General features: G+C 54.0%; 12 protein-coding genes. 2 read left to right on the forward strand and 10 right to left on the reverse strand.

Features of this window, described 5'->3' with window-relative positions:
• Nucleotides 1-16 precede the first annotated feature (16 nt).
• The 9 genes from folA to PHE17_RS05720 form a co-directional block, all read right to left on the reverse strand.
• Complete coding sequence (gene folA / locus PHE17_RS05680; protein WP_301014851.1) at nucleotides 17-502, reverse strand: type 3 dihydrofolate reductase; 486 nt, start codon at nucleotides 500-502, stop codon at nucleotides 17-19.
• A 5-nt stretch (nucleotides 503-507) separates the two neighbouring features.
• Nucleotides 508-1,011: a ClpXP protease specificity-enhancing factor gene (locus PHE17_RS05685; RefSeq protein WP_301014852.1), complete on the reverse strand. Its 504-nt coding sequence runs from the start codon at nucleotides 1,009-1,011 to the stop codon at nucleotides 508-510.
• Complete coding sequence (locus PHE17_RS05690) at nucleotides 1,008-1,637, reverse strand: glutathione S-transferase N-terminal domain-containing protein (protein WP_301014853.1); 630 nt, start codon at nucleotides 1,635-1,637, stop codon at nucleotides 1,008-1,010. The genes PHE17_RS05685 and PHE17_RS05690 overlap by 4 nt, the downstream gene beginning before the upstream one ends.
• A gap of 84 nt (nucleotides 1,638-1,721) precedes the next feature.
• Nucleotides 1,722-2,486 (reverse strand): cytochrome c1, encoded by a 765-nt coding sequence (locus PHE17_RS05695; RefSeq protein ID WP_301014854.1) that lies wholly within the window; start codon nucleotides 2,484-2,486, stop codon nucleotides 1,722-1,724.
• Between the two features lie 11 nt (nucleotides 2,487-2,497).
• Nucleotides 2,498-3,925 carry a cytochrome b N-terminal domain-containing protein gene (locus PHE17_RS05700; RefSeq protein WP_301014855.1) on the reverse strand — a complete coding sequence of 476 codons (1,428 nt, stop codon included), beginning with the start codon at nucleotides 3,923-3,925 and terminating at the stop codon, nucleotides 2,498-2,500.
• Complete coding sequence (gene petA / locus PHE17_RS05705; RefSeq protein ID WP_301014856.1) at nucleotides 3,925-4,527, reverse strand: ubiquinol-cytochrome c reductase iron-sulfur subunit; 603 nt, start codon at nucleotides 4,525-4,527, stop codon at nucleotides 3,925-3,927. The genes PHE17_RS05700 and petA overlap by 1 nt, the downstream gene beginning before the upstream one ends.
• A 188-nt stretch (nucleotides 4,528-4,715) precedes the next feature.
• A complete protein-coding gene (locus PHE17_RS05710) occupies nucleotides 4,716-5,471 on the reverse strand; it encodes a Nif3-like dinuclear metal center hexameric protein (protein ID WP_301014857.1) in 756 nt (251 codons plus the stop codon).
• A complete protein-coding gene (gene hisC, locus PHE17_RS05715; RefSeq protein WP_301014858.1) occupies nucleotides 5,468-6,520 on the reverse strand; it encodes a histidinol-phosphate transaminase in 1,053 nt (350 codons plus the stop codon). The genes PHE17_RS05710 and hisC overlap by 4 nt, the downstream gene beginning before the upstream one ends.
• A gap of 205 nt (nucleotides 6,521-6,725) precedes the next feature.
• Nucleotides 6,726-7,925 (reverse strand): SUMF1/EgtB/PvdO family nonheme iron enzyme, encoded by a 1,200-nt coding sequence (locus PHE17_RS05720; protein ID WP_301014859.1) that lies wholly within the window; start codon nucleotides 7,923-7,925, stop codon nucleotides 6,726-6,728.
• Nucleotides 7,926-8,012: 87 nt separating this feature from the next.
• Here PHE17_RS05720 and PHE17_RS05725 point away from each other — a divergent pair, with 87 nt between their 5' ends.
• Nucleotides 8,013-9,014 carry a hydrolase gene (locus PHE17_RS05725; protein WP_301014860.1) on the forward strand — a complete coding sequence of 334 codons (1,002 nt, stop codon included), beginning with the start codon at nucleotides 8,013-8,015 and terminating at the stop codon, nucleotides 9,012-9,014.
• On the forward strand, nucleotides 9,011-9,202 hold the full coding sequence (locus tag PHE17_RS05730) for a hypothetical protein (protein ID WP_301014861.1): 192 nt from the start codon (nucleotides 9,011-9,013) through the stop codon (nucleotides 9,200-9,202). The genes PHE17_RS05725 and PHE17_RS05730 overlap by 4 nt, the downstream gene beginning before the upstream one ends.
• 11 nt (nucleotides 9,203-9,213) lie before the next feature.
• On the opposite strand, the gene PHE17_RS05735 is transcribed toward PHE17_RS05730, so the two are convergent.
• Nucleotides 9,214-10,326 carry a transporter substrate-binding domain-containing protein gene (locus PHE17_RS05735; protein WP_301014862.1) on the reverse strand — a complete coding sequence of 371 codons (1,113 nt, stop codon included), beginning with the start codon at nucleotides 10,324-10,326 and terminating at the stop codon, nucleotides 9,214-9,216.
• Between the last annotated feature and the right edge of the window lie 45 nt (nucleotides 10,327-10,371).

A 10,371-nucleotide genomic window follows, 5' to 3' on the forward strand; every position in this document is an offset into this window, starting at 1 on the left:
AAAAGCTCCTTAGGGATCAGGATTCCCGTTCAAGAATCAGAAAAGAATAGGGGTAAGGGTTTTTGGCATCGGCAGGATAATCAGTGCGCTCCAGCTCATGCCACGGGTGCTGATTATAATCAGGGAAAAAGGTATCACCTAATAAATTAGCATTGATCAGGGTCAAATATAAACGCCCGGCATAAGGCAAGAAATGCTCGTAAATTTGCGCCCCACCAATCACCATCACTTCCGGGACATCAGCCACCAGCGCCAAAGCCGCTTCCGGTGATGCAACCCGTTCAGCACCGATGGGTTGGAAAGCAGGGTCACGGGAAATCACCAGATTGCGCCGCCCCGGTAACGCCCGACCAATGGAATCCCACGTCTTGCGCCCCATGATCACAGGTTTTCCGAGGGTATTACGCTTGAACCAAGCAAGATCAGCAGGCAAATGCCACGGCATCTGCCCTTCTTTCCCGATGACCTGCTGACCCGTCATGGCAACAATCAGGGACAACATCGGGCTTATTTAACCACACGCAAAAAGGAAGGGCGCTGCTTAGCGGTGGGTTTGGGCGGTTCTGGATCGTCGTCTTGCCCAGCGGCAGCGCTATCATCTTCCGCACCGGCATCATCACCATTCCCAGAAACGCTAGTCAATGACGGGGCTGATTTAGGTGCATCCTGCACAACGGCTTCCTGCGATTCGGCATACTCATCAGGCGGGAAGCTGATGCCATCCTGCGTTTCCTTCGAGTAAATCGCCATTACCGACCACATGGGCAAGTAAATGGAGAATGCCTTGCCACCGAAACGGGCGCTAAAGGTTACTTCATCATCACGCAGCATCAAGTTGTTGGCAGCGGTCATGCTGACATTCAACACAATGTTGCCATCTTTGACGAACTGGCGCGGCACTCTGACCTGACTGGAACGGGCATCCACCAAAATATGCGGTGTCAGGCCGTTATCCACGATCCATTCGTAAAAAGCGCGTAACAAGTAGGGGCGTTTCGGCGTCATATTCATGGGCGGATAGCTTTCTCAACCTTGCTTAATGACTGCTGGAAAGCATCCCGCGAGAACACCCGATCCATATAGCGCAAGATCGGTTTGCCCTGTTTTTCCGGCACATCAATACCGTATTTCGGCAAACGCCACAGGATCGGCGCAATGGTGCAATCCACCAGTGAAAATTCTTCACTCAGGAAATAAGGCTTAACGGCAAACACTTCTGCCGCAGACAGTACACTTTCACGCAAAATCTTGCGGGCTTGGGCAGCCGCCAGCTCATCACCGTCTTCAATATCGCTGACCAGTGAAAACCAGTCTTTTTCAATGCGGAACAACGCCAAACGCGAGTGCGCACGTGTTACCGGGTCAACCGGCATCAACGGCGGGTGCGGGAAGCGTTCATCCAGATATTCCATAATGATCCGCGCATCGTACAACACCAGATCGCGGTCAATCAGGGTTGGCGTGGTGTTATAGGGGTTCAGTTCCGCCAAGTCTTCGGGCTTGTTATCGGGATTAATATTGAGGATATCAACGGTAATATCCTTTTCCGCCAAAACAATGCGCACACGGTGACTGTCTGCACAGTCGGCGGCGGAAAACAATGTCATGACAGATCTTCGGCTGGAAAGCGAAGCCATAGACGCGAAACTCCCTATGCTAGAAACAAAAAAGCCACTCTATTTTACACTAGAGTGGCTTCGAGGTGTTATACCGGAAGCGGATTAATGGACATCCTTCCAGTATTCCTTCTTCAGGAAGTAAGCGAGAACCGCGAACAGACCCAAGAACAGCAACACAAAGATGCCGTAGCTTTTACGGTGCAGTTGTGCAGGCTCAGCGACGTAAGTCAGGAAGTTGGTAATGTCACGCACTACTTTGTCGTACTCAGCAGCAGACATTGTGCCGGGCGTGACGGTTTTCAGTGCGCAATGCTCAACAGCGTGCTCACCTTCACCGTGCTTAGTGCATTCCTGCTCTTGCAGACCTTGCAGTTCCCACAGGACATGCGGCATACCGACGTTAGCGAACACGGTATTGTTCACACCCATCGGACGGGTTTTGTCCACATAGAACGCTTTCAGGTAGCTGTAAATCCAATCCGGGCCACGTGAACGGCCTGTCAGGGACAGGTCTGGTGGCGGCGCACCGAACCATTCAGCCGAGTCTTTCTGGGACATACCGTTCTTCATCAGCTCACCAACTTTAGTCGGCTCACCGTCAGTACGGGTGAAGATCAGGTTTTTCGCCACCTGTTCATTCGTTAACCCCAAGTCAGTAGCGACCCGGTTATAACGGCTGAAATTCAGCGAGTGGCAACCCATGCAGTAGTTAGCGAAATACTTCGCACCCACTTGCAGGCTGGACTGGTCATGGATATTGACGTTCGCCTTTTCCAGTGGTACGCCACCTGTGTTCGCCATCGCAGCACCAGATGCCATCACGGAAGCGGTCAGTGCGAACATTACACTTGCAATAAATTTTTTCATGTTGTCACACCTCAACCTGTTACGCGGTCAGGAACCGGCTTTTCTTCATTGCAGCTTGCTTTGAAAGCAGGCAACAACAGGGTCAGCGCCAGATAAGCCGCAGGCCAAATAAACTGGATAATCATCTGGACAGTTGCACCACTATCACCCGCTGTAAAGCGGAAGATAAAGTCATAAGCAATGACTGCGCCCAACAGGATACCGAACCACATGACATACTTCGCTTTCGCTGGGTTGCTGTGAATCCACAGTACCACAAAGAACAGGAAGTAGATTTGGGTCATGCGAGTGCCCAATTCTTTGAAGGCTGGAGTTACTGCTTCAACGCCCATCCAACCCAACACCAAGAACACCGCTGCAAACAGCATCAGGTTGATCTTGTGCGCGTTGTTACGGTAGCGCCATGATTTCATTGGGTTACGGTCAATCCAAGGCAGCGCAAACAGTACTGCAATTGCCGAGAACATCGCCAATGTACCAAAGAATGGGTCAGGGATCGCACGCAAAACCGTGTAGAACGGTGTGAAGTACCAAACTGGCGCAATGTGCAACGGCGTTTTCAGCGCGTTAGCCGGTTCAAAGTTTGGCTGTTCGAGGAAGTAGCCACCGCCTTCAGGCGCAAAGAACAGGATCGCGAAGAAGCCCATCAGGAACACGACAACACCCAGAATATCTTTCACAGAGTAGTAAGGGTGGAACGGAATGCCATCAGCCGGTGCAGTATCGCTCCAACGGTTGCCTTTCGGGCCTTTCTTGATTTCAACGCCATCTGGGTTGTTGGAACCGACTGCGTGCAGCGCCACGATGTGGACGAAGACCAGTGCAGGCAGCACCAAGGAAGGCAGGAAGAAGTGCAGCGCAAAGAAACGGTTCAGGGTTGCATCGCCAAGTACGAAGTCACCACGAATCCAAGTAGACAGACCTTCACCAATCACTGGGATAGTGTTGAACAGGTTGATGATAACCTGCGCACCCCAGTAAGACATTTGACCCCAAGGCAGCAAGTAACCCATGAACGCCGTTGCCATCAGTGCAAGGTAAATCGCCATACCGATCAACCAGATCAGTTCGCGCTTACCTTTGTAAGACCCGTAAATCAGGCCACGGAACATGTGCAGGTACACCACGATAAAGAACGCAGAAGCGCCAGTGGAGTGCATGTAGCGGATGAACCAGCCGGACGGTACATCACGCATGATGTATTCGACGGAAGCAAACGCCAACGTGGTATCCGGTTTGTAGTGGAATGCCAAGAACAGGCCAGAAACGATCTGGATTACCAGCACCAGCATGGCCAGTGAGCCGAAGAAATACCAGAAGTTGAAGTTTTTAGGCGCATAGTACTCAGCCAAATGCGCTTTCCAAGTTTCCATCATCGGGAAGCGGTCTTCGACCCAACCCAAGAAACCTGTGTAATTATGGGGATGACGTTCAGCCATTATGCTTTACCTCCATCTTCACCGATCAGAATAGTGTCGTCGTTTTTGAAGTAGTATGGAGGTACTTCAAGGTTTGCACCGGCTGGAACGTTTTTGAATACGCGGCCTGCCAAATCGAAACGGGAGCCGTGGCATGGGCAATACCAACCACCTTTCCAATCAGCACCCAAGTCAGCCGGAGCCAACTCAGGACGGTAAGTGGGTGAGCACCCCAGATGGGTACAAATACCGACCAGCACCAGATACTGTTCTTTACCTTGGCGGGTACGTGCCCCGTTTTTGGCATATTCCGGCTGTTGCTTAACATTATCGGAATTTGGATCTTTCAAATTGCCATCGAGGCTCGGTAATGCTGCCAGCATTTCCGGGGTACGGTTAACAAGCCATACCGGCTTCCCACGCCAGATAACACGAATCAACTGACCCGGCTCCACCTTGCTCACGGAAACTTCGACTGGCGCACCTGCGGCAAGCGCACGCGCACTAGGATTCCATGAGGAAAGGAAAGGAGCCGCAACCGCTGCCACACCTGCTGCACCCACCACGGAAGTGGCGGCAATCAGGATGCGGCGACGGCCTGTATCTACTCCAGAATTTGCCATCGTTAGCACTCTCCCAAATGTTCAAAACTTAACCTGCACATTCCTGCAAACCAGCAAAACCCCGCTTGCAATAATGTTGAATTTCTGCATTACCTGCCAAGATGTGCCTATATTAGCGCACACTAAAACGCCATGTAGGATGTCCGAACTTCCACCTAAAATCAAGCGAAAATATACAATAACCTGACTTATACGGGGTTGTCGAGATCAAGGAAAATAGTGTCTAAGCCAAACTGCCCCGCCAAATGTTCCCCCAGCGCCTTAATGCCGTAGCGTTCGGTAGCATGATGCCCCGCACTAATATAGTGGATACCATTTTCACGGGCGCTGTGGACGGTATGCTCAGAAACTTCACCGCTCAAATACGCATCAGCGCCCAACTCAAAGGCTTGCTGGATGTAACTTTGCGCCCCACCAGTACACCATGCAATACGCCGGATGGGGTGTTCACCGCCCGCAACCAACAAGGGCTTGCGCCCCAGCACGGCTTCCACTTGCTGACCGAAGGTTTCCAATGACAATGGCGCGGGCAAGGAACCGATATTACCAACACCTTGCAATTCGCGCTCGTCCATCACGCCTTCATTGAGGATACCCAGCAGCTTGCCCAATTGCGCGTTGTTGCCGAGTTCCGGGTGGGCATCCAATGGCAAGTGGTAGCCGAACAAATTAATGTCGTGTTTGAGCAGGGCGGCAAGGCGCTGTTTTTTCATGCCCCGAATGACGGGCGATTCATTTTTCCAGAAATAACCGTGGTGAACCAATACTGCATCGGCGTCAAGTTCCACCGCCGCATCCAGCAAAGCTTGGCTGGCAGTCACGCCCGTGACAATGCGACGCACTTCCGCCCTGCCCTCCACTTGCAAACCGTTGGGGCCGTAATCGCGGAACTTAGCCACATTCAGCAGCTTATTGAGGTAGCTTTCGAGTTCGTCGCGCTTCATAAGTCGGCGACGATCCGCAGGAATTCTGCCATTTCGTAATCCGTACCGATGGTGATGCGCAGGTATTCGTTGATGCGCGGCTTGTTGAAATAACGCACCAGCACCCCGCGCTTTTTCAATTCCAGATAAACCGCCTCGGCATTGCCTTCGGGTGGGCGGGCAAACACGAAGTTGGCGGCAGAAGACAGCACCGTAAAGCCCAAGGCGCTGAGCTTTTGCACGGTGGCTTCGCGGGTGCGGATGATTTTCTGGCGGGTTGCCTCGAAATACTCGCGGTCACGCATCGCGGCAGCAGCTCCGGCAATCGCCATGCGCCCCAGTGGGTAGGAGTTGAAGGAATTTTTCACCCGTTCCAGCGCTTCGATCAGGTGCGGATGCCCGACCGCGAAACCAACACGCAAGCCAGCCAGCGAGCGGGATTTGGAAAAGGTTTGCGCAACCAGCAGGTTCGGGTACTTCGCCACCAGTGGAATCGCGGTTTCTGCGCCGAAATCGACGTAGGCTTCATCAACCACCACTACCGAATTCGGGTTGGCTTGCAGCAATTGTTCGATAGCATCCAGCCCGACCGCCATGCCGGTGGGGGCATTGGGGTTGGGGAAAATGATGCCGCCGTTTTCACCGCTGTAATCCGCCAAGTTCAGGCTGAAATCGTCCCGCAGCGGGATTTGCCGTGCCGCTATCTGGTAGAGGGTGGCGTAAACCGGATAGAAACTGTAGCTGATGTCCGGGTACAGGATCGGGGCATCGTGCTTGAGCAAGCCGTGGAAGATGTGTGCCAGCACTTCATCCGAGCCGTTACCAACGAAAATGTTGGCGCGGGCAATACCGTAATAGTCGGCGATGGCGTCTTTGAGTTCATCCGCGTTCGGGTCGGGGTAGAGGCGCAGGGTTTCATCCGCTGCCGCGTGGATCGCAGCCAAGGCTTGCGGCGATGGCGGGTACGGGCATTCGTTGGTGTTCAGCTTGATGTAGCGCTGGTCTTTGGGCTGTTCGCCCGGCACATACGGGTCGAGGTCGTGTACCAGCTTGCTCCAGTATTGGCTCATGCGTGCTTCCGGCTGTGGGAGTGTAAAGGGGGGATGATATAGGGGAAAAGGTGCAGAAGAAACCCCCTCCACCGCTACGCGGCGGGCGCTCCCGTTGCAGCCGCACGCTGGCGCTGCTCCGCGACGCGCCTGCTCACGTCCGCCACGTCCGCGCAAGGATTCCGCCTCCGGCGGCTGCGGCTCCGCCGCCCTGCCCGGCCTTAGCTCAATGACCTAGGGCAAGGCGAAAGCCCAAGTCGATGCCACGGTCATCAGGCTCGTTCCCGTAACGGTAGGCAGAACGCACGCCCCTGCCGTAGTAGAGCCACGAGCCGCCGCGAACGACGCGCAAAACGCCTGACTGTGAACCCTCCGGGTTCGTTACCGGCTCCGCCGGATAAGAACTGTACCAATCCTGACACCATTCCCACACGTTACCGTGCATTTCGTACAGACCCCACGGATTCGCAGGAAGTGATTTGACCGAAACAGTTTTCCCAACATTGTCATTGAAATTTACCTGCTGTGCCGTAATGTTATCACCAACAGAATAACGGGGCATTGTTCCTGCACGACAGGCATATTCCCACTGCGCTTCGGTTGGCAGTTTCGCCTTCAGGTCAGACGCTATACCATTCAGTGTACGGATAAAACCCTGTACATCATTCCAACTGACCGTTTCCACCGGATTGTTTGCGGTGTTCCTGAAAATGGAGCTGAAATGGGAAGGGTTGTTACCCATCACTGCCTTCCACAAAGCTTGGGTACAAGTGCTATCCGCCAACCAAAACCCTTGCGTCAACGTCACTTCATGCTGGATTTCATCACTTCCTCGCTCCTTTTCGGAGGCTGGCGACCCCATCAGGAACTTGCCCGGTTTGATCCAGCGGAAGCGTTGGATAACACCCTTCACATCCAGATCGGCATATCGCCCATAGCCATCCTCACCCATTACCTTTGCCCAAACGGGTTCTGCTTGCTTGGGCGCTGGGGATGGAGGAATGGGCGGTGACGGCTGGACTTTCGGCGGATCAGGCAGCGGGATGTGGATACGGATGGTATGCATCAACTTTTGCCAATCCACTTGCTGGGAAAAGTTCAAATGCTGCAAGGGGATCAACCATAATGGCAAATCGTCCAAGTTTTCCGCCAAAATTGGCACAATGGGAATATTCATCCGCTTCGCCATCTGGAACTCGGCGAACACCCATTCAGAATGCTTGACCTTATTCGATACCACCAACACCACAAGCTGGCTGGCTTTCAATTGGCGCTCGATTTCCTTTACCCACTCCATCCCCGGCAGAACACCCGTCTCGTCACGGAACACAGTGAAGCCTTGCCCATGCAAATGCTGCTGCGCCTGTTTCGCGAGGCGTTGACCGTGGGATTGGTCTTGGGCGTAACTGATGAAAATCTGCTGCATTGGTTCGTGGGGTAGATGGTTTGCTGATAGGCGTAGGATAGCATTTATTGCTCAGAGTGAGTTACCCCAGTCGGTTATACTCATCAGATGAATAAACGTACTGAGTCTTCCTTCCTCCCCGCGTGGTGGCTGCGCTCGCCCCACCTGCAAACCTTGTGGCCTGTGTTTTTCCGCCGCCGCCCACACTTGCCCTTGCAAGCCGAACGGGTGGAACTCGCCGATGGGGATTTCATTGATCTGGCGCACTACCCGCGCCCGGATTCCCCGCTGGTGCTGGTGATCCACGGGTTGGAAGGTTCGGTGGATTCGCATTACGCCCAGACCTTGATGCAAGCGTTGCACGAAGAGGGGTTCGCCAGCGTTTTCATGCACCTGCGCGGACGCAGCCAAACCCCAAACCGCCTGCCGCGCAGCTACCATTCCGGTTTGACCAGCGACATCGCGGAAGTGCTTGCCCACCTGCAACAAAGCGGGCGGATGCCGGATGCAGCGGTCGGTTTTTCGCTCGGCGGCAACCTGATCCTGAAATATCTGGGGGAAACTGGCAAAGATTCGGGTTTGAAAACGGCAGTCGCGGTTTCCGTACCGTTCCAGTTGCAGGAATGCGCCCGCAAGCTCGAAAGCGGGTTTGCGCGGGTGTATGGGCTGCATCTGGTGAACCGCCTGAAACGCACCTACCGCGACAAATTCAGCCGGATGCCAAGCCCGCTGACCGTTGATGTCAGCAAGCTGAAAACGCTGTTTGAATTCGACGACCGGATTACTGCCCCACTGAATGGCTTTGCCGACGCGGAAGATTACTACCGGCGCAGCAGTTCGGCACAATTCCTGCGTAGCATCCAGACCCCGACGCTGATTATCCACGCCAAGGATGACCCGTTCATGCACCCGACCACCGCGCCGAGCGAAGACATGCTCAGCGACAGCGTAACGTTGGAACTCGCGGCACACGGCGGGCACGTTGGGTTTATCAGCGGTAGCTTACCGTGGCAGGCAGAATACTGGCTGGAACCGCGCATTATCGCGTGGCTCCGCACCAACTTACCCCCTAAAACACCGCACACGAAGCAAAGGAACACACCAGCATGAATTTCCTCGCGGCTATTGCTGTAATGCTCGTTTTGATCGGCCTCACGACGCTGGTCATTGGTGGCATCCGCCACTTTTTCCCGTTCGTGGAGGCGTACATCCCCGACAGCTTCAAGCAACCGTTGTCGATCCGTTATGCTGCGTATTACTTGCTGGCGGGGCTGTTAATTTTGCTGATTTTGCCGTAGCAAGCCCTCTATCAGTTCGGCAACCACTTATTCCGCAGGCTTTCGTGGATGCTGTCACTCACACCCTGCGTTTCACGCAATTTCAGCAAAGCGCGGTTGACAGGTTCCACCAAGGGGCTGTCGGGCGGGAATGCGATGCCGTAGCTTTGCGGGTTAAAACTGACCGGCAACACTGACACCTGTTGCTTCTCCGGCGCACTCTTGTTGTGCTGGTTTGCCAGATACACCAAGCGCGGGCCATCATGCACCAGCGCATCCACATCCTTGCTGATGACTTTTTGCATTCCTTCCGCCAAATCTTTGACCGGAACAATGTTCACGCCCATTTTCAGCAAGTAGTCCTTGGGGGCATCGGTCGCCACCACCGCCACGCGCTTGTCGAGCAGGTCTTTAGGACTTTGGATGCTGCTGTCGATATTCTGCGCGGTCAACGCGGCGGTGATCACGGAACTTAAGATGCCCAAATACAAGAATCCCATCAGGAACCACCCCAAATCCACTAACCGCGCCAAACCCCGGCGTGGCGGCGTATCCCACGTAGTAAACATGGTCAGCGCCCACCACAGTGCTTCATTGATGCCGGAACGGTAATCTTCCGGGAAAGTGGGTTCGCCACCGCTGAAACGCCGGTCAACCAACCAGCGGACATGGGCGAAAACGACCACCAGCAATGTCACCGCCAACAACACTTGCCACGTAAACAGCTTGCCGATCTCTTGGATAGCCACTAACCACGGATTGGGGCGCGTATCCGCCGGAACCATGATTTGCAAACCCAATTCATACATGGAGTTGGAAAAATCCACCTGCTGTTCGCGGGCATTGGTCACGGTGATGGCAGAAATCCCAGCATTAACCTTACTTTCTTGGGTAGCTTGGATCAGCTCCGGCACGGTATCGAAATACACCCACTGGGTCTTCGCGCCCATTTCAGCAGCAATGGCATTCCACAAATCAATGCTGAAACCACGCGGCTGGCGCTGTTCTGGCGGCAGTTTAGCGTCGAACATCACCCACGGTTCGGAAAGTTTGACCCCCACTTTCAAGGTCTCTTCGGCGAACACATTACCCGCTGCAAAAAACACCAGCAACAACAAGCCGCTGATTACATGCCATAGCCTCATAAAACTCCCTCTCGCTAGCCGGATTTATCACCCTGCGCAGGGGAA

The organism is Thiothrix sp., from assembly GCF_028714775.1.
GTDB lineage: Bacteria > Pseudomonadota > Gammaproteobacteria > Thiotrichales > Thiotrichaceae > Thiothrix.